General features: G+C 70.9%; 18 protein-coding genes. 14 read left to right on the top strand and 4 right to left on the bottom strand.

The window, feature by feature from the left end; genetic code table 11:
- The first annotated feature begins 37 nt into the window (after positions 1-37).
- The 6 genes from ACTWQR_RS08825 to ACTWQR_RS08800 all read left to right on the top strand — a co-directional run bounded on the left by ACTWQR_RS08825 (position 38) and on the right by ACTWQR_RS08800 (position 5,446).
- Positions 38-1,048 carry a sugar-binding transcriptional regulator gene (locus ACTWQR_RS08825; RefSeq protein WP_443226505.1) on the top strand — a complete coding sequence of 337 codons (1,011 nt, stop codon included), beginning with the start codon at positions 38-40 and terminating at the stop codon, positions 1,046-1,048.
- Positions 1,049-1,166: 118 nt separating this feature from the next.
- On the top strand, positions 1,167-1,661 hold the full coding sequence (locus ACTWQR_RS08820) for a ribonuclease domain-containing protein (protein WP_443226504.1): 495 nt from the start codon (positions 1,167-1,169) through the stop codon (positions 1,659-1,661).
- Entirely contained in the window at positions 1,658-1,990 is a 333-nt protein-coding gene (locus ACTWQR_RS08815; protein ID WP_443226375.1) for a barstar family protein, read from the top strand. Before ACTWQR_RS08820 ends, ACTWQR_RS08815 begins: the two co-directional genes overlap by 4 nt.
- 801 nt (positions 1,991-2,791) lie before the next feature.
- On the top strand, positions 2,792-4,255 hold the full coding sequence (locus ACTWQR_RS08810) for a GuaB1 family IMP dehydrogenase-related protein (RefSeq protein WP_443226374.1): 1,464 nt from the start codon (positions 2,792-2,794) through the stop codon (positions 4,253-4,255).
- A gap of 170 nt (positions 4,256-4,425) precedes the next feature.
- On the top strand, positions 4,426-4,830 hold the full coding sequence (locus tag ACTWQR_RS08805; protein WP_443226373.1) for a hypothetical protein: 405 nt from the start codon (positions 4,426-4,428) through the stop codon (positions 4,828-4,830).
- Between the two features lie 163 nt (positions 4,831-4,993).
- Positions 4,994-5,446 carry an Lrp/AsnC family transcriptional regulator gene (locus ACTWQR_RS08800; RefSeq protein ID WP_359310919.1) on the top strand — a complete coding sequence of 151 codons (453 nt, stop codon included), beginning with the start codon at positions 4,994-4,996 and terminating at the stop codon, positions 5,444-5,446.
- A gap of 157 nt (positions 5,447-5,603) precedes the next feature.
- Here the strand turns inward: ACTWQR_RS08800 and ACTWQR_RS08795 are convergent, their stop codons facing one another.
- Positions 5,604-6,341, bottom strand: coding sequence for a GntR family transcriptional regulator (locus ACTWQR_RS08795; RefSeq protein WP_443226372.1), 738 nt, complete (start codon positions 6,339-6,341; stop codon positions 5,604-5,606).
- 271 nt (positions 6,342-6,612) lie between these two features.
- On the opposite strand from ACTWQR_RS08795, the gene ACTWQR_RS08790 reads away from it, so the two are divergent.
- The 6 genes from ACTWQR_RS08790 (at position 6,613) to ACTWQR_RS08765 (ending at position 13,581) form a co-directional block, all read left to right on the top strand.
- Positions 6,613-7,758, top strand: coding sequence for an ABC transporter substrate-binding protein (locus ACTWQR_RS08790; RefSeq protein WP_443226371.1), 1,146 nt, complete (start codon positions 6,613-6,615; stop codon positions 7,756-7,758).
- Positions 7,755-8,657 (top strand): ABC transporter permease, encoded by a 903-nt coding sequence (locus ACTWQR_RS08785; RefSeq protein WP_443226370.1) that lies wholly within the window; start codon positions 7,755-7,757, stop codon positions 8,655-8,657. The genes ACTWQR_RS08790 and ACTWQR_RS08785 overlap by 4 nt, the downstream gene beginning before the upstream one ends.
- Positions 8,654-9,517 carry an ABC transporter permease gene (locus ACTWQR_RS08780; protein WP_443226369.1) on the top strand — a complete coding sequence of 288 codons (864 nt, stop codon included), beginning with the start codon at positions 8,654-8,656 and terminating at the stop codon, positions 9,515-9,517. Before ACTWQR_RS08785 ends, ACTWQR_RS08780 begins: the two co-directional genes overlap by 4 nt.
- A 3-nt stretch (positions 9,518-9,520) precedes the next feature.
- A complete protein-coding gene (locus ACTWQR_RS08775; RefSeq protein ID WP_443226368.1) occupies positions 9,521-10,597 on the top strand; it encodes an ABC transporter ATP-binding protein in 1,077 nt (358 codons plus the stop codon).
- 95 nt (positions 10,598-10,692) lie between these two features.
- A complete protein-coding gene (locus ACTWQR_RS08770) occupies positions 10,693-12,207 on the top strand; it encodes an HAD-IA family hydrolase (RefSeq protein ID WP_443226503.1) in 1,515 nt (504 codons plus the stop codon).
- Positions 12,208-12,321: 114 nt separating this feature from the next.
- On the top strand, positions 12,322-13,581 hold the full coding sequence (locus ACTWQR_RS08765) for an MFS transporter (protein WP_443226367.1): 1,260 nt from the start codon (positions 12,322-12,324) through the stop codon (positions 13,579-13,581).
- On the opposite strand, the gene ACTWQR_RS08760 is transcribed toward ACTWQR_RS08765, so the two are convergent.
- Entirely contained in the window at positions 13,550-14,134 is a 585-nt protein-coding gene (locus tag ACTWQR_RS08760; protein WP_443226366.1) for a hypothetical protein, read from the bottom strand. The genes ACTWQR_RS08765 and ACTWQR_RS08760 overlap by 32 nt on opposite strands.
- Positions 14,135-14,442: 308 nt before the next feature.
- Here ACTWQR_RS08760 and ACTWQR_RS08755 point away from each other — a divergent pair, with 308 nt between their 5' ends.
- Positions 14,443-15,231: a carbon-nitrogen hydrolase family protein gene (locus ACTWQR_RS08755; RefSeq protein WP_443226365.1), complete on the top strand. Its 789-nt coding sequence runs from the start codon at positions 14,443-14,445 to the stop codon at positions 15,229-15,231.
- Between the two features lie 48 nt (positions 15,232-15,279).
- Positions 15,280-16,971 carry a flavin monoamine oxidase family protein gene (locus ACTWQR_RS08750; protein WP_443226364.1) on the top strand — a complete coding sequence of 564 codons (1,692 nt, stop codon included), beginning with the start codon at positions 15,280-15,282 and terminating at the stop codon, positions 16,969-16,971.
- Positions 16,972-17,020: 49 nt separating this feature from the next.
- Here ACTWQR_RS08750 and ACTWQR_RS08745 read toward each other — a convergent pair whose 3' ends face one another.
- Both ACTWQR_RS08745 and ACTWQR_RS08740 read right to left on the bottom strand, forming a co-directional pair.
- Positions 17,021-17,950, bottom strand: coding sequence for an LLM class F420-dependent oxidoreductase (locus ACTWQR_RS08745; protein WP_443226363.1), 930 nt, complete (start codon positions 17,948-17,950; stop codon positions 17,021-17,023).
- 162 nt (positions 17,951-18,112) lie between these two features.
- The gene (locus ACTWQR_RS08740; RefSeq protein ID WP_443226362.1) at positions 18,113-18,811 is read right to left on the bottom strand and encodes a DUF5995 family protein; all 699 of its coding nucleotides are present in this window, start codon (positions 18,809-18,811) and stop codon (positions 18,113-18,115) included.
- Positions 18,812-18,896 lie beyond the last annotated feature (85 nt).

Below are 18,896 nucleotides of genomic sequence, written 5' to 3'. Positions count from 1 at the left end.
AGTGTGAACAGCAGAAGAGGAGATCGCCGTGTCGGGTATGTCGGCGGGCCGGTCAGCCATGCGGATGGGACCCGCTGAGCTGGTGCAGGCGGCGGCCATGGCCCGCCGCTTCTACCTCGAGGGCAAGTCCAAGATCCAGATCGCCGAGGAGTTCGGCGTCAGCCGCTTCAAGGTGGCCCGGGTCCTGGAGACCGCTCTCGAACGTGATCTCGTGAGGATCGAGATCCGCGTCCCCGCCGAGCTCGACGCGGAGCGCTCGGACGCGCTGCGCGCCCGCTACGGCCTGCGGCATGCCGTCGTCGTCGAGTCCCCGGCCGAGGCCGCGGAGTCGCCCGACCCGGAGAACCTCGGCGAGGTCGCCGCCGACCTGCTGGGCGAGCTGGTCGCCGAGGGCGATGTGCTCGGCCTCGCCTGGGGACGCTCCACCATTCACATGGCGGCCGCCCTCGACCGGCTGCCGCCCTGCACGGTGGTGCAGCTGACGGGTGTCTACGACGCCGGGACGGCCGAGCGCGGCTCGGTCGAGGCCGTCCGCCGGGCCGCCCAGGTCTCCGGCGGGGACGCCCACCCCATCTACGCGCCGATGCTGCTGCCGGACGTGGCCACCGCGGCCGCGCTGCGCAACCAGACGGGAATCGCCCGCGCCTTCGAGTACTTCGACAAGGTGACGGTCGCCTGTGTGTCCATCGGCTCCTGGGAGGCGGGCATCTCCACGGTGCACGACATGCTCAGCGACGAGGAGCGCGCGAACTACGCGTCGCTCGGTGTCGCCGCCGAGATGGCCGCGCACCTCTTCGACACCGAGGGCCACCGGGTCGGGCGGGACCTGGGGGAGCGGTGCATCACGGTCGAGGCCGACCGGCTGCGGCGTATCCCCGAGGTCGTCGCGATCGCCGGCGGGCAGCGCAAGGCGGCGGCCATCGACGCGGTACTCCGCTCCGGTCTGGTCACCAGCCTGGTGACGGACACGGCGGCCGCGGACTACCTGATGACGGCCGGGTCGACGCCGCGTCCGGCCCTGGGTCGGACGGACCCCGACGGGCCGTGATCACTGACGTGATCATTTAGAGCGGCTGACCTCCGCGGAACCTCTCGCGGATGTCTCGCGGATGTCTCGGAGAGTCGGCAACGCGCCGTACGGGGACGGCCGTGGCAGCATCGGCGGCATGCTGCTCCGGTCCGTCCCCCGCCTGTTCGCGGGGCTTCTCGTCTGCCTCGCGGTGCTGCTGACCGGCTGTTCGTCGACGGATACGCGGACGGATGGGAGCGCGGACGCCAGGACGGATACGAGCGCGGACACCAGGACGGATACGAGCGCAGACGCCAGGACGGCCACCACGACGGAGGCGAGCGTCTCGGTGTCGGGCCCCGCGTGGGCCGCCGGCATGGGGACGGTGGAGGAGGCGCGGCTTCCCGCTGAGGCCCGTCGGACACTCGCCCTCATCGACAAGGGTGGCCCCTTCCCGTACGCCAAGGACGGCGCCGTCTTCGGGAACTTCGAACGTGAGCTACCGCGGCGTGAGCGCGGCTACTACCGCGAGTACACGGTGAAGACGCCGGACGAGCGGGACCGCGGCGTCCGGCGCATTGTCACGGGGCAGGGCGGCGAGGTCTACTACACCGATGATCACTACCAGTCGTTCAGGGCGGTGTTGAGATGACCGAGGACGTGGCGGGCCGGCTCGCGGTCACGCTGGACCTCGACGGGGTCGCGGACAAGGCGGACTTCATGGAGCGCTGCGCACGCGCCCTGGAGCTGCCGGACTGGTTCGGCCGCAACTGGGACGCGCTCGCCGACAGCCTCGGAGACCCCTCCGTCTGGCCCGCGGCCGCAGTCGAGAAGGGGCTGCTGGTCGTCGTCACCGGTTGGCGGTCGTACGCGAAGGCCCGGCCCGACGAGTGGGAGATCGCGCAGGACGTATTCTCCCAGGCGGCGGACGGCACGCCGGCGCTCTCCGTGATGCTGGCTCTTGGCGGGGCCCACCCGTAGCCCCGCTGCCGGCCCGCGGACGCCGGGGGCCTCACGAGGGGCAGTGGGTCACGACGGCCAGTGGGTAGTGCCCGCTCGGCCGCACCCGCCAGGTGAACTGCGAGTCCGTCCCCCGCCTCGGCGACCTGTGCACCACGGATGCGCTCGATCAGTACCGAGCTGGCAGTACCGACCTGTCCACGGCCAGTACCGACCTGCCCAGGGCGTACTCCTGTGTACCGGCCGTCTCCAGCGCGAACCTCGTGACGCCGCAGCCTGGTTGGGCCGCCCGCTCGTCGCTCGTTCACCGGGCCCGGCCGGAGAGAAAACCGGCGCGGAACGCGTCACCCCACCTCTGCCGGTCGGGTCGGTGATCGTGGCGGAGGCGACGGCCGGGACCGTCAGCGGGCGGTGCCCGGTGCTCGCCGGACGCGGACGCCCTCGGATCCCAGGGGCGTGACCGGGCCGCGGGCGCGGTCCGGCACCCGGTGTTCGGTCTCCCCGGTGCGCTCCTCGATCAGGAAGGACCCGCAGACTGGAACCCGTCGATCCGGTCAATCCCGTAAATCCCGCCGAACTCCCGATGGCGGGTTAATGAGGGCCGTCGACGATGTCCGTGCGGCGTTTGATCTCCGGGTTGAGCGGTTCCAGATCTTCGGTTCGTGGGCTGTGCAAATGCTCGGGTAACGTTTCTGCGTAAGGCAGGTCTGCGCTCGACGCCGGAGCCCCCGTACTCCCTTGGAGAATTACCTGAACCCGGGGGCTTTCTGCTGTGTCTTCGTGGGAGTGACCTGCGCCGTTTCGCGTGAAAATGTGAGACTCATGCGCTTTATCGAACCCGGCAGCGGTCGCTACGTAGATTCATCTCCGGTTCCCTATGACCTGACGTACGACGACGTCTTCATGGTCCCGAGCCGTTCCGCGGTCGGCTCGCGGCTGGGCGTCGACCTGACTTCGCCGGACGGCACTGGCACCACGATTCCGCTGGTGGTCGCCAACATGACGGCGATCGCGGGTCGCCGGATGGCCGAGACCGTGGCCCGCCGCGGCGGACTCGTCGTCATTCCGCAGGACATCCCCATCGAGGTCGTCACCGAGGTCGTCTCCTGGGTCAAGAGCCGCCACCACGTCCTGGACACCCCGATCGTGCTGGACCCGCACCAGACCGTCGCCGACGCGCTGGCGCTCCTGCCGAAGCGGGCGCACAACGCCGGCGTCGTGGTGGACGAGGACGGCAGGCCGGTCGGCGTTGTCACCGACGCCGACCTCGGCGGGGTCGACCGCTTCACGCAGCTGTCCGAGGTCATGTCCCGGGACCTGCTGCTGATCGACGCGGACATCGACCCGCGTGACGCGTTCAACAAGCTCGACCACGCCAACCGTCGCTACGCGCCCGCCGTCGACAAGGACGGCAAGCTCGCCGGCATCCTCACCCGCAAGGGCGCCCTGCGCGCCACGCTCTACACCCCGGCCACCGACGCCGACGGCAAGCTGCGGATCGCCGCCGCCGTCGGTATCAACGGCAACGTCGCGGGCAAGGCCAAGCAGCTGCTCGACGCGGGCGTCGACACGCTCGTCGTGGACACCGCGCACGGCCACCAGGAGTCGATGATCGCCGCGATCAAGGCCGTTCGCGGACTCGACCCGCAGGTGCCGATCGTCGCGGGCAACATCGTCGCCGCCGAGGGCGTACGCGACCTGATCGAGGCCGGCGCGGACATCATCAAGGTCGGCGTGGGTCCAGGTGCCATGTGCACCACGCGCATGATGACCGGCGTGGGCCGCCCGCAGTTCTCGGCCGTGCTGGAGTGCGCCGCCGAGGCGAAGAAGTACGGCAAGCACGTGTGGGCCGACGGGGGCGTCCGCCACCCGCGCGATGTCGCCATGGCCCTGGCCGCCGGCGCCTCGAACGTCATGGTCGGCTCTTGGTTCGCCGGTACGTACGAGTCGCCGGGGGACCTCCAGCACGACGCCAACGGGCGCCCCTACAAGGAGTCGTTCGGTATGGCGTCGGCGCGCGCGGTGCGCAACCGCACGTCGGAGGAGTCCGCGTACGACCGCGCCCGCAAGAGCCTCTTCGAGGAGGGCATCTCGACCTCCCGCATGTTCCTCGACCCGACCCGGCCGGGCGTCGAGGACCTGATCGACTCGATCATCGCGGGCGTCCGCTCCTCCTGCACTTACGCGGGCGCCAACTCCTTGGAGGAGTTCGCCGAGAACGCCGTCGTCGGCATCCAGAGCGCCGCGGGCTACGCGGAGGGCAAGCCGCTGCACGCAAGCTGGTGACGCACGTTCCCTCTGTACGTAGACCTGTACGGCCCTTCTGCACATACGACCTGTACGGCCCTTCTCTACGTACGACCTGTACGGCCCCTGTTGCTCCGTCGCCGGGAGCGCGGGGGCCGTTGGCGTCAGGCCCTCTTGACGTCAAGGTGGCTTGACGAGAGCCTGGGGGCATGACGACACCGCAGAGCATCGAGCCCCAGTACACGCTGCTGACCGCTGTCGCCCGTCTCGACGAGCTACGGGTCCGGGAGTCGATGGCCGGGGCCGGAAGTGACGAGGAAGCCCTCGACCGCGCCGGGCTCCTCGAACTGCTCGCGCTGAGCGAGGTGGTGGCCCGCAAGGCCGCGTACGGCCGTCAGCTCACCGTCCGCGCGGCCCGCGCGTCGGGCGCCTCCTGGTCGCAGATCGGGGCCGCCCTGGGCACCAGCAAGCAGGCCGCCTGGGAGGCGCACAACCGCTGGATCGACGACCAGGCGGCGGCACACGGGCGGCCCGGACAGATGGGCTTCGACGAGGACGACGTGGCCGAGGCGCGGGCGATCGCGGGGGAGCCGGAGGGGCCGGAGGGGCCCTGAGATGCGAGAGGAGACCGAGGCCGGGGGCACGCTGCTCGCGGCAGTCTCGACTCCACGCCCTCGGTCGTCTTCCGGTTCTGGATGGCCGTCGGGCTCGTGTTCTACTTCAGTCACGGCTGCCGCCGGTCCCGTCTCGCCGCCTCAGAAAAGTGAACCGCCCGCAGTGCTGAACGATCTCGACGAACGCATCGTGCACGCCCTCGCCGAGGACGCCCGCCGTTCCTACGCGGACATCGGCCAGGAGGTCGGGCTGTCCGCGCCCGCGGTGAAGCGGCGGGTGGACCGGTTGCGGGCCACCGGGGCCATCACCGGGTTCACGGTTCGGGTGGATCCGGCGGCGCTCGGCTGGGAGACCGAGGGGTTCGTCGAGATCTACTGTCGCCGGAACACCTCGCCCGAGACCATTCAGCGGGGGCTTGAGCGGTATCAGGAGGTTGTGGCCGCGTCCACCGTCACCGGGGAGGCGGATGCGGTTGTGCAGGTCTTCGCTTCCGACATGCGGCACTTCGAGCGGGTGCTGGAGCGGATCGCGGGGGAGCCGTTCGTCGAGCGGACCAAGTCTGTGCTGGTGTTGTCGCCGTTGTTGCGGCGGTTCTCTTCGGGGTCTCCTACGTAAGCGCTTCGCGCGAGGTCCGGTGTGCGGTGTGCGGGTCGGTGGGTGCCTGTCACGCAGTTCCCGTGCCCCTGAAGCATTGGAGGGCTCGCGTCGGTTCGTATCGTGCGGGTCCTCGTGGGCTGAGCGCGCAGTTCCCCGCGCCCCTTGAGGGAGCGCCCTACGGAGCGCGCCTCGCCAGCGCGTTGTTGGCTATCGAGTTGTGGACGCTGAATGTCACGGCGTCCGAGCGGTAGCGGTCGTCGGACCATTCGACCGGGCGGCCTTCGCGGGTCGTCGTGACTCGGCGGACCCGGAGCAGGGGGCTGGTGCGGCGGATGTCCAGGAGGTCGGCGTCCTGGGCGCCGGCCGCAACCGCGTCGATGACGTGCTCGCCGTAGGCGAAGACCAGGCCGGTGTCCTCGTAGAGGCGCTGGGTGACCGACGGGCAGTCCGGCTCGATGCGCTCCACGGCGGGGGAGATCCAGTCGGCGTAGACCGTGCGCTCCAGAAGCACGGGTTCGCCGTCCAGGCCGCGTACGCGCAGGACGTGCAACACGGGGGTGCCGGGGGCGAGTTGGAGGCGTACCGAGTCCTCGGGAGTGGCCGGGCGGTACGTGGCCGACACCACGCGTCCTGTCGCCTCGCGGCCCATCGCGCGCGCCCACTGGGCGAAGCTGCGCAACTCCTCGAAGGTCTGGCTGCGGCGGCTGGCCAGGACCACGCGGCGCGCGCCCTGCCGGGAGCCGATGAGCCCCTCGGAGGTCAGCGCGGCGACGGCCTGGCGGACGGTGCCGCGGGATACGCCGTAGCGAGCCGCGAGGTCGGTCTCGGCGGGCAGTCGACTGCCCACGGTGTACTCCTCGCGGTCGATCGCCCGCCGGAGTTCCTCGGCGATCTCCTCGTGTCGTGCCGCCATGCTCCCCCTCTGTGTGCAGGTGCGTACCCCTTGACCAGCCTAGACGAGGATCGGCGGTGACACGTGCGCCCGGCGACTGGCCGGAGAATCAAGGGTCATGGTTTTTCCAGAGTTTACGAACAGGACATCAATGGCGGGCCTACTGAGGCCAACTTGTTCAGACAAGTTCCGCTGACGAGTTCTCAGTCCCGTATGACTCCTGCTTCTTATGACCCCTGCCTCGTGTGACCTCTGCCTCGTGTGATCCCTGAGCGCACCCCTGGAGAAGACCGTGACCGTGTCCCTGCCGAGAACAGCCGTCTTCGTCGGCGCTGCCGCACTCGCCCTGAGTGCCTGCGGCGCGGCCCCCGACGACGCGTCCACCACCACCGACGGCAAGAGCGCCGCCACCGCGACCTCGGCCGAGGCCTTCGGCGGTATGGACGCGCTCGTCAAGGCGGCCAAGAAGGAGGGCACGCTGCAGGCGATCGCGCTGCCCCGCGACTGGGCCAACTACGGCGCGCTGATCGACGGCTTCGAGAAGAAGTACGGCATCAAGATCGAGGTCGAGAACCCCGACGGCAGCAGCCAGGACGAGATCAACGCCGTCACCTCCCGAAAGGGCCAGGACCGCGCTCCCGACGTGCTCGACCTCGGCAGCTCCTTCGCCCTGAGCGCCGCCCAGCAGGGACTCCTGGCGCCGTACAAGGTCGCGGGCTTCGGCGACATCCCCGAGGGCCAGAAGGACGCGCAGGGCCGCTGGTACAACGACTACGGCGGCTACATCTCCATCGGCTGCGACGCCAAGCGCGTGAAGACGTGCCCGACCACCTTCGAGGACCTCCTCAAGCCGCAGTACAAGGGCCAGGTCGCGCTCAACGGCAACCCCACCAAGTCCGGTTCGGCCTTCGGCGGCGTCTGGGCGGCCTCCCTCGCGAGCGGCGGCTCCTTCGACGACATCCAGCCCGGGCTCGACTTCTTCGCCGAGCTCAAGAAGAACGGCAACTACACGCCCGTCGAGTCGACTCCCGCCACGGTCGAGAAGGGCGAGACGCCGATCAGCATCGACTGGGACTACCTCAACGCCGGGTACGCCGACGAGTTCAAGTCCAAGGGGCTGGACTGGAAGGTCGCGGTCCCGTCCGACGGCGAGTTCTCCCAGTACTACTCGCAGGCCGTCAACAAGGACGCCCCGCACCCGGCGGCCGCCCGCCTGTGGCAGGAGTACCTCTACAGCGCCGAGGGCCAGAACCTCTGGCTCAAGGGATACGCCCGCCCGGCCCTGATGACCGCCATGGAGAAGGCCGGCACCCTCGACAAGACCGCCGCGGCCAAGCTGCCCGAGGTCTCCGGTACTCCGGAGTTCCCCACGGAGGCGCAGCAGAGCAAGGCCAAGGACGTGCTCGGGCAGGGCTGGGGCAAGGCCGTCTCCGGATGACCGCGACCCTCACACGAGTCGACGTGGCGCCGCCGGTCGCTTCTCCGAAGCGGCGGCGCCACGCGCCCGGCTGGCTCGCCGTCGTCCCGCTGCTCGCCTTCGTGGCGCTCGCCTTCGGGATCCCCGCCCTCGCCATGCTGAACGGCGCCTTCACCGTCAAGGACCCGGCCGGCGGGGCGAGTTCGTACACCACGGCCAACGTGACGGCCTCGCTCAAGGGCGCGTACTTCACCGCCCTGCTCGGCAGCGTCAAGTTGTCCGCCGTCTCGGCGGTCATCTCGGCCGTCCTCGGACTCCTGCTGGCCCAGGCCGTGGTGACCTCACGCTTCCGCGCGCTGCGCGAGGCCGTACTCACCGCCTCCGGCGTCCTCGCCAACTTCGGCGGCGTCCCGCTGGCCTTCGCCTTCGTCGCCACCCTCGGCAACTCCGGGGTCCTGACCCGGTACTTGGACCTCTCCGACAAGGGCTGGGACCTCTACAGCTTCTGGGGACTGGTGATCGTCTACCTGTACTTCCTGATCCCACTGATGGTCCTCACCATCACCCCCGCCCTCGACGGCCTGCGCGTCCAGTGGCGTGAGGCCGCGCGCAACAACGGGGCCACCGCCGTCCAGTACTGGCGGCACGTCGCCCTGCCCGTCCTCGCACCGTCGCTCCTCGGCGGGTTCGTGCTGCTCTTCGGCAGCGCCTTCGCCGCGTACGCCACCGCCGCGGCCATGGTGGGAAGTTCGATCCCGCTGGTCACCCTGCAGATCGCCGACGCCATCTCCGGCAACGTCCTGGTCGGCCAGGAGAACGTGGCGCTCGCCCTCAGCCTCGACATGGTCATCGTGGCGGGCCTGGTGATGGCCGTGTACCTGCCCCTGCAACGACGGAGCGCGCGATGGCTCGAAGCATGACCACATCCGCTCGAAACGTGAACGCATCCGCTCGGAGCCCGAAAAGGTCCGAACGCGTACGTCCCTGGCGCGGGGTCGTCCTCGTCGGCGCCGCGCTCTACTTCCTGGTGCCGCTGGCCGCGTCCGTGATCTTCACGGTCGACGTGCCGGGGGAGGGCGTCACCTTCGAGGCGTACACCCAGATCTTCGGCACCGACGGCTTCGTCTCCAGCCTGCTGCTCTCGCTGGAACTGGCCGCCGCCACCATCGCGATCGTCCTGCTGCTGATGGTGCCCGCCATGGTCGCGCTGCGGCTCGGCGCGCCGAAGCTGCGGCCGGTCGTCGAGGTGGTCTGCTCGCTGCCGCTCGTCGTGCCGCCGATCGCGTTCGTCGCCGGGATCGGCACGGTCCTGAAGTGGGGGCCCGAACACCTCTCGCGCACCCCGCTGTTCCAGACGTTCACGGCGATCCAGAATCCCGACTTCCCGTTCGTGCTCGTCCTCGCGTACGTCGTGATGGCGCTGCCGTTCGTGTACCGGGCGCTGGACGCCGGGCTGCGCGCGATGGACGTACGCACCCTCGTCGAGGCGGCCCGCAGCTGTGGCGCGGGCTGGCCGCAGGCGCTCGTACGGGCCGTGCTGCCGAACCTGCGCGGGGCACTGCTCAACGCCTCGTTCCTCACGCTGGCCCTGGTGCTCGGCGAGTTCACCGTCGCCCAGCTGCTCGGCTTCCAGCCTTTCGCCGTGTGGATCGTCAACGTCAGCGGCTCGCAGGCCCAGCTGTCCGTCGCCGTGTCCGTGCTCAGTCTGCTTGTCACCTGGGCACTCCTTCTCGCGCTCGCCGGGTTCGGCGGGCGCTCCCGTACCGCTCCCCGGGGATGAACCATGACCGTCACCACTCCGCTTGAGAAGGCCACCGACACCGAGGCGGCCACCGTCGAATTCCGGGGACTGCGCCGCGAGTTCGGGCCCACCGTCGCCCTGGACGGACTGGACCTGACCGCACGCCCCGGCGAACTCCTCGCCCTCCTCGGCCCGTCCGGCTGCGGCAAGACCACCGCGCTGCGGATGCTCGCCGGGTTCGAACACCCCGACTCCGGAGAGGTACTGGTCGACGGCGAGGACGTCACGCGCGTCCCGGCCCACCGGCGCGACGCCGGGATGGTCTTCCAGTCGTACAGCCTCTTCCCGCACCTCAGCGCCCTCGACAACGTGGCGTTCGGGCTGCGGATGCGCAAGGTGCGTACGGCCGAACGGCGGTCCCGCGCCGCCGAGTTGCTCGAACTCGTCGGGCTCGGCGACAAGGGCGGCAACTTCCCCCACCAGCTTTCCGGAGGTCAGCAGCAGCGCGTCGCGCTGGCCCGGGCGCTCGCTCTGCGGCCGCGCGTGCTGCTGCTCGACGAACCGCTGTCGGCGCTCGACGCCAAGGTGCGGCTCAACCTGCGCGAGGAGATCCGCCGGCTTCAGCAGGAACTCGGCATCACCACATTGTTCGTGACACACGATCAGGAAGAGGCCCTGTCGATGGCCGACCGGGTCGCCGTGATGCGCGCCGGACGGCTCGAACAGTGCGCGGCTCCGGCGGAGTTGTACGGTCGGCCCGCCACGGCCTTCGTCGCCGAGTTCGTCGGGACCATGAGTCGTATTCCGGGGCGGTCGGCCGACGGGACGGTCGAGGTGCTCGGTCAGCGGCTGCCGGTCGACGGCGAAGCGCCCGCCGCGGCGGAGGTAGACGTACTCGTACGGCCCGAGGCGGTGCGGGTGAAGGCCGAGGAGGCCGGCGACGCCAGCGTCGTCTCCTCCGCCTTCCTCGGTGCGGCCACCCGCGTCACCGTCCGCCTCGCCGACGGCACCGAGGTGAAGGCCGACCTGCCGACCCACGAGGCCGCCGCTCTGGGCGCGGGCTCCACGGTGACCGTCAGCCTGCCGGAGCGTCCGGTCCTTGTGGCCGAACGCGTATGAGAGAGAGCCACGTGACCCCCCACAACCCCCGCACGGCTGACACCCTCCACACCTCCCACACGGCCGACACCCACCAACTACCGCTCCAGGCAGTCCTGTTCGACATGGACGGCACCCTCGTGGACACCGAGCGGCTGTGGTGGGAGGCGGTCGAGGAGGTGGCGGCGGGACTCGGCCGTTCGCTCGCGGAGACCGACGAGGCCGATGTGCTCGGGCGGCCCGTCGAGCACACCGCCGAGGTGCTGAGCCGGGCCACGGGCGCCCCGTTCGCCGAGGTCGCCGCGGACCTGCACCGGGAGTTCGCGGTACGGGTGCGCTCGGGTGTCGTGGCCCGGCCCGGCGCTCTCCGGCTCCTCGACGCGCTGGCGGCGGACGGCGTACCCACTGCCTTGGTGACCGCGTCCCCGCGTGCCGTCGCGGACCACGTCGTCGAGGCCCTGGGCGCCGGACGGTTCGCGGTCACCATCACCGCCGACGACACCCCGCGCACCAAGCCCGACCCCGACCCGTATCTCGCCGCCTGCCACGCCCTCGGCGTCGACCCCGCCGCCTGCGTGGCCGTCGAGGACACCCAGACCGGTGTCTCCTCCGCCGAGGCGGCGGGCTGCGCGGTCCTCGCGGTGCCGTCGCTGGCGCCGATCGCCGCCGCGCCCGGGCGCACGGTCCTGGAGAGCCTGGAGGAGGTGACCCCGGCACGGCTGCGCGAGATGATCACGCCCCATGAATCCCATGAGTCCCGCGAGCCCCCTGAGCCCCGCGAACTCCGCGTGATGACCTGGAATCTCTGGTACGGCGGTACGAAGGTCGCCCACCACCGCGAGAAGCAGCTCAAGGTCATCCTGGAGGCGGGCGTCGACGTGGTCGGCCTCCAGGAGACGTACGGCACCTCCGCCCGCGAACTCGCCGACGCTCTCGGCTGGGAGCACCACCAGGCGGGCGAGAACCTCGGCGTCATCAGCCGGTATCCGGTCGTCGCCCGTCTCGGCGCCCCGGACCCCGGCTTCTACGGGGCCACCGGAGTGCGAATCCGGCTCAGCGAGCGGCAGGAGATCGTGCTCTGGAGTGCCCACCTCGACTACACGCCGTACGGCCCGTACGAAGCCTCCTTCGACGGACTCGCCGCGCCCGAGCTCGTGGCCCACGAGGGGGGACGGCTCGGCCAGTTGAGGGAGATCCTGGACACGATGGCCCCGGACCTCGCGGCCCGCGACACCACTCCGGTCCTCCTCGTCGGCGACTTCAACGCCCCTTCCCACCTGGACCGCACGGACGCCGAGTGGCCTGTGACCAAGGCCGCCGCGGAGGCGGGCCTGCGCGACTCCTACCGCGATGCCCACCCCGACCCGATCGAGGAACCCGGCGTCACCTGGTCCCCGGTGCACACCGAGCACGAGGACGGCAGCGGACGCCCGGAGCCGCGGGACCGGATCGACTACGTCCTGCACGCGGGTGACAGCCTGCGCGTGCTCGACTCGCGGACCCTCGTCACCGGCAATCCCCGACCCTGGCCCGACGTCGAGGACAACGACTGGCCCTCGGACCACGCGGCGGTGATCACGACTTTCTCGCTCACGACCATTCCGCTGGGCCGGACCGCCGGTCCCGTCTAACATCGGTCTCATGACCTGGCGACATTGATCCACCAGCCGTGCCTCCCGAGGACCGCCTCGGCCGCCGTACCTCCGGCGTCCGAACTGTCCCTGCGGTCCCTTCGGGAAGGCCTCATGAGTCTCTCACCTGCACGTGTGCCCAGCACCGGTACCGGTACCGGCCTCGCCGTCCGGCGGCTGGCGGCCACGCTGTACGGCTACATGTTCCTGGACAACCTCGTCCTGCTCTACCCGGTGTACGCGCTGCTGTTCCACGACACCGGGCTCACCGTCTGGCAGATCTCCTCGCTGTTCGGCCTGTGGTCGCTGACCGGCGTCGTGCTGGAGATCCCGTCCGGCGCCTGGGCCGACGCCGTCTCGCGGCGCGTGCTGCTGTGGTTCGGGCCGCTGCTCACCGCCGCCGGATTCACGCTGTGGGTGCTCGCCCCGTCGTACTGGGCGTTCGCCCTCGGCTTCGTACTCTGGGGCGCCAAGGAAGCGCTCGGTTCCGGCGCGCTGGAGGCGCTGGTGTACGAGGAGCTCGACCGGCTCGGCGCGGCCGACGGGTACGCGCGCACCATGGGCCGGGCCCACGCGGCCGGCCTCGTGGGCGTGATGGCGGCGATGGGGCTGGCCGGCCCGGTGCTCGACTTCGGCGGCTACCCGGCCGTGGGTTTCGCCAGTGTGCTGGCCTGTCTGCTGACGGCTGTCACCGCGGCCGGTTTCCCGGAGCACCGGGACCCGACCGCCGCCACGGCGGACGGACCAGGCGACGGATGGGCCCGGACACTGCGGGCCGGACTCGCCGAGGCCCGCGACGACCGGTCCGTCCGCGGTGCCCTGCTGCTCGTGCCGGCCGTCACCGCGGTGTGGGGCGCGCTGGACGAGTACACGCCGCTGCTCGTGCGCGACACGGGCGTCGCGGAGAGTGCCGTCCCGTACTGGCTGTTGCTGATCTGGGCGGGCGCGACGGTGGGCGGCCTGCTGGCCGGTGCGGGACGGCGGCTGGGCAGGGGCGGGTTCGCCGGGCTGCTGGCGGGCTCCGCGCTGGCGCTGGCCGCGGGCGCGGCGGCGCGGACTCCGGCCGGCATCGGGCTGGTCGCCCTCGCCTTCTGCGGCTTCCAGCTGGCGACCGTGCTGGCCGACGCCCGGCTCCAGGACCGCATCGGCGGAACGGGCCGGGCCACCCTGACCTCGGTGGCCGGGGTGGGCACCGACCTGACCACCATCGCGGTGTACGGCGCCTACGCGGTGGCCGGGACGGCGACCACACACGGCACCGCCTTCGCCCTGCTCGCGGTGCCCTACCTCCTGGCCGCGCTGCTGACGGCTGCCGGGAAGAGGACACTCGCCCGGCCAGAAGCTAGAAGTTCGGGTTCCAAGGCACGACCTTGAAGTCGCCCGTGCCCTTCTTCACCTTCTCGAAGGGCGCGGAGCCGACACACTTGGGCAGGTCCTTCGGGCCCATGTCCTCGGACGCGGCCCAGCTGTAGCCGAGCCGGTCGGTGCCGCCGGTGTCGTGCACGGTGATGCCCACCCGGTGGCCCTTGACCCCCTCCAGGTCCGTGTCGGTGATGACCCCGGAGACGACGGCCACCTTGCCGCCGGTGACGAGGCAGTCGACCTTCGCCTTCGCCCAGCCGCCGCCCTCGCCGTTCGCGTCGTGGTGGCTCCAGCGGAAGGTGCCGGTGGCCTTCAGCGGGTTGTCGGTGTTCCTGGCCGCCAGATGCGCGTCGAAGGAGAACGTGATGACGTCACCCGCCGTCCGGTGCAGCTTCGCGGTGCCGGTGAGAGCGGCGGCCTCGCGCTGCCCCTCACCGGACGCGGTGGCGGAGGTGGTGGCCGAAGCCGTGGTCGTCGCGGTGGCGGAGGCCGCGGCGGATCCCGTGACTCCGGCGGTGACGAGCAGGGCCGTGCCGAGCACGGCGGTCTTCGTACGGCGGTTCATGGCGGTCCTTTCGACGGGTCGTTCGGACAGCTCTCACTGTCCTGGCGCCGACGCCGCGGCGAATCGCGCCGGAGGCTGCACCGCGCGTCCACCACCGGGCGGACACGCACCTCCCTGATGCGCCCCTGGGATGACAGGCCGTCATACCCGGGGAGCGCAACGAATCGCCGCCGAAGCCGCGACGGACGCAACGATTCGTCCACCGGCGCGCAACGGCTCCTCCTTGTCCGGCCGAGCCCGCCGCCCGTACCGTCTCTCTGGGCCCCCTGTCCGGCCCGCGGCCCCTTCCGTACCGGTGAGGAACACGCATGCGCACCGCCCTGCTCCAAAGCTCCGGCCGTCCCGGCTCCGTCGTCGAGAACCTCAAGGTTCTGGACGAGGCCGCGGGCCGTGCCGCCGCCGCGGGCGCCGGGCTGCTGGTCGCCCCGGAGATGTTCCTGACCGGGTACGCGATCGGCGCCGACGTGCACCGGCTCGCCGAGCCCGCCGACGGCGACTCCGCGGACGCGGTCGCCGAGATCGCCGCCCGGCACGGGGTGGCGATCGTCTACGGCTACCCGGAACGCGTCGGCGAGACCGTCTTCAACTCGGCCCAGCTGGTCCACTCCGACGGCACCCGCCTCGCCGACTACCGCAAGACCCACCTCTTCGGCCGTTTCGAGCAGGAGTGGTTCACCCCGGGCGACGAGCCCGTCGTCCAGGCCGAGCTGGGCGGTCTCCGCATCGGCCTCATGATCTGCTACGACGTCGAGTTCCCGGAGAACGTCCGCGCCCACGCACTCGCCGGCACCGACCTGCTCGTGGTGCCCACGGCCCAGATGCACCCGTTCCAGTTCGTCGCCGAGTCCGTCGTCCCGGTGCGCGCCTTCGAGAACCAGATGTACGTCGCCTACGTCAACCGGGTCGGCGCGGAAGGGGAGTTCGAGTTCGTCGGGCTCTCCACGCTGGCAGGCCCCGACGGAGGCGCCCGGGCCCGCGCGGGCCGCGGCGAGGAACTCGTCCTCGGTGACGTGGATCCCGCGTTCCTCGCCGCCTCACGCGAGGAGAACCCGTACCTGAAGGACCGGCGCCCCGGTCTCTACGGGTCCCTGATCTGAACACCGCCACCCCCTGAACAAGCTTTTCGCGCAAGGAGTCCGTACCCCATGACGTCCACGGTGCCCACCGCCGTCCCGCACACCGACGCGCAGCCACCGATCACCATGTTCGGCCCGGACTTCCCGTACGCGTACGACGACTTCCTCGCGCACCCCGCGGGCCTGGGCCGGATACCGGCGACCGAGCTCGGCACCGAGGTCGCGGTCATCGGCGGCGGGCTGTCCGGCATCGTGGCCGCGTACGAGCTGATGAAGATGGGCCTCAAGCCGGTCGTGTACGAGGCCGACCGGATCGGCGGCCGGCTCCGGACCGTGGGCTTCGACGGCTGCGATCCCTCCCTCACCGCCGAGATGGGCGCGATGCGCTTTCCGCCGTCCTCGACCGCGCTCCAGCACTACATCGACCTGGTGGGGCTGCGGACCGAACCGTTCCCCAACCCCCTCGCGGAGGCCACGCCGTCGACCGTCGTCGACCTCAAGGGCGAGTCGCACTACGCCGAGACCATCGAGGATCTGCCCGACGTCTACCGGCAGGTGGCGGCGGCCTGGAACGCCTGTCTCGAAGACGGCGCCGACTTCTCCGACATGAACCGGGCCATGCGCGAGCGCGACGTCCCGCGCATCCGCGAGATCTGGGCCAAGCTCGTCGAGAAGTTCGACAACCAGACCTTCTACGGCTTCCTCTGCGACTCGGAGGCCTTCAAGTCCTTCCGACACCGCGAGATCTTCGGCCAGGTCGGCTTCGGCACGGGCGGCTGGGACACGGACTTCCCGAACTCGATCCTCGAGATCCTGCGCGTCGTCTACACCGAGGCGGACGACCACCACCGCGGCATCGTCGGCGGCTCCCAGCAGCTCCCGCTGCGCCTCTGGGAGCGCGAGCCGGAGAAGATCGTGCACTGGGCGTACGGCACCTCGCTCGCGAAGCTGCACGACGGGACCCCGCGGCCCGCCGTGACCCGCCTCAACCGCACCGCGGGCAACCGGATCACGGTCAGCGACGCCTCCGGCGACATCCGTACGTACCAGGCGGCGATCTTCACCGCCCAGTCCTGGATGCTGCTGTCCAAGGTCGCCTGTGACGACGCGCTCTTCCCGATCGACCACTGGACGGCGATCGAGCGGACCCACTACATGGAGTCGAGCAAGCTCTTCGTGCCCGTCGACCGGCCGTTCTGGCTGGACAAGGACGAGCAGACCGGCCGCGACGTGATGTCGATGACGCTCACCGACCGTATGACGCGCGGGACTTACCTCCTCGACAACGGCCCGGACGAGCCCGCCGTCATCTGCCTCTCCTACACCTGGTGCGACGACAGCCTGAAGTGGCTGCCGCTGTCGGCGAACGAGCGGATGGAGGTGATGCTGAAGTCGCTCGGAGAGATCTACCCGAAGGTCGACATCAGGAAGCACGTCATCGGCAACCCGGTGACCGTGTCCTGGGAGAACGAGCCCTACTTCATGGGCGCGTTCAAGGCCAACCTGCCCGGCCACTACCGTTACCAGCGGCGCCTGTTCACGCACTTCATGCAGGACCGGCTGCCCGGGGACAAGCGGGGCGTCTTCCTCGCGGGCGACGACATCTCCTGGACGGCCGGCTGGGCCGAGGGAGCCGTGCAGACCGCGCTGAACGCCGTGTGGGGCGTCATGCACCACTTCGGTGGCGAGACCGACCCGGCCAACCCCGGGCCCGGCGACGTCTACGACGAGATCGCGCCGGTGGAGTTGCCCGAGGACTGAGGCCGGGTCGGGTCATGGGTCGGGTCGGTCGTTCAGAACGGCGCCGGGGTCAGACTCCGGCCGCTCGCGCCGCCGTGTACACCTCGGCAGCCAGGTCCTTGAGCTCCTGAGCGTCCCGCGGGACATCCTGGAACTCCAGGATGAACTCCTCGATGCCGACCTCGGCGTGCGCCGCGAGGTCCGCCACGATCTGCTCGACGTTGCCCTGGAACGGGGCGCGGTCCGAGCCGTCGTACGCCTTGGCCACGTACTGGAGGTTCGCCCGCGCCACCGTCTGGAGCTGCTCCGTGCGCCCGCCCTCGGCCCAGGCGTCCCGCACCTGCCGTGCCTGCGCGGCGAGTTGCTCGACACCCATGGCGATCGGCATCCAGCCGTCGGCGCGGTCGACCATCCGGGCCAGCGCCTTCTTGCTGTTGGCGGGCAGCAGGATGGGGATCGGCCGGGCGGGCTTGGGAGCGACCACGGCCGACGCGATCTTGGTGAGGCGGCCCTCGTACACCACCGGGTCCGGGCCCCACACGGCGCGGCACACGTCGATGACCTCGTCCAGGACCCGGCCGCGCTCCTCGAAGGGCGCGACCCCGGCGGCCGCGTACTCGTCGAGCGACCAGCCCGTGCCGAGGCCCACCACGACCCGGCCGCCGCTCGCCGCGTCCAGCGTGCCGAGGGTCCGGGCCAGCTGGAACGGGCCGTGCAGCGGGGCGACCAGCACGCTCGTGCCGAGCCGCGCCCGCCGGGTGGCCGAGACGGCCAGCGTCAGCGTCACCAGCGGCTCGGCGAGGCCGCGGTACGCCTCGGGCCAGGGGAGGCCCGGAATGCCGTACACGCCCTGGGTCGCGGGCTCCGGGAACAGGGCGCGTTCGAGCACCCACAGGCTCTCGTAGCCGATCTCCTCGGCTGCGCGCGCCACGTCCGGCACGTCCCGTCCGAGGTCGTACTGGTGCGTCTGCGGAAGACTCAGTCCCAATCGCGTGGCCATGGACACTCCTCATCCGTGTTCGATCCATGTCTGTCCCCCCGTCGTCCTACCACGCCGACCGGCCGGTGCGACGGAGCGCGGGGCCGATGGAGTTCCTCGACGGTCCACGGCGTGCCGCCGGGAAGACGGAGGATCCGGCAGACGCGTCCACGAGCCACCGGGTCAGCGGCACGCCAGCGGAGTGAGCAGGCAGCGGCCGACCAGGCCCACGCCCGTGTCGAGACGTTCGACGAACTCCTCGGCCAACTCCGGGAGTCCGCGCAGGGCCCACACGGCGCGGGCTGCGGACCATGCCGCGTCGCGGGCCCGCTCCAGACTCCACGCGCCGAGCAGATGGGTCAGCGGGTCGGCGATCTGGAGGAGGTCGGGACCCGGCATCAGATCTTCGCGGATGCGCTCCTCCAGCGTGATGAGGACGTCGCCCACGCGCTCGAACTCATCCTCCAGTTCGGCCGGTTCGCAGTCGAGCGTACGACAGGTGTCTACAACCGCCAGCGCAAGATCGTGGCCGATGTGCGCATTGATGCCCGCGAGCGCGAACTGCAACGGACGTACGCCGGGATGACGCCGGAACTGGAACAGCGGTCGCCAGGAGGCGGGCGGACGCCGTTCGTTCGCGACCGCCTCGACCGCCGCCAGGTAGCGCTCCGCGAAACGCACGTCCAGGGTGATCGCGGCGCGTGCGTCGGTGAAGTGCCCAGTGTCCAGGCGCCGGTCGACCTCCTCCGTGACGGCCAGGTAGACGCGGTTGAAGACCGCGACACCGTCCCGCTCCGGCCAGGCCGCGCCGAGCACGCGCATCCGGTGTGCCACCGCGTCGACGCCGTGCTCGGGAGCTGTGATCTGTTCGAACCGCACCATGGGGGCAGCGTCCCAGGCCTAGGCTGTCCCGAGGGCCGCCGGGCCGAGCGCTTCCCCAGAACGGGGGAACAAGCCGGCGGTGGAG

The organism is Streptomyces sp. 2A115, assembly GCF_052245575.1.
Classification (GTDB): Bacteria; Actinomycetota; Actinomycetes; order Streptomycetales; family Streptomycetaceae; genus Streptomyces.
Note: the sequence above shows the minus strand (reverse complement) of the source record. Positions and strands in the feature narration are given on the sequence as shown.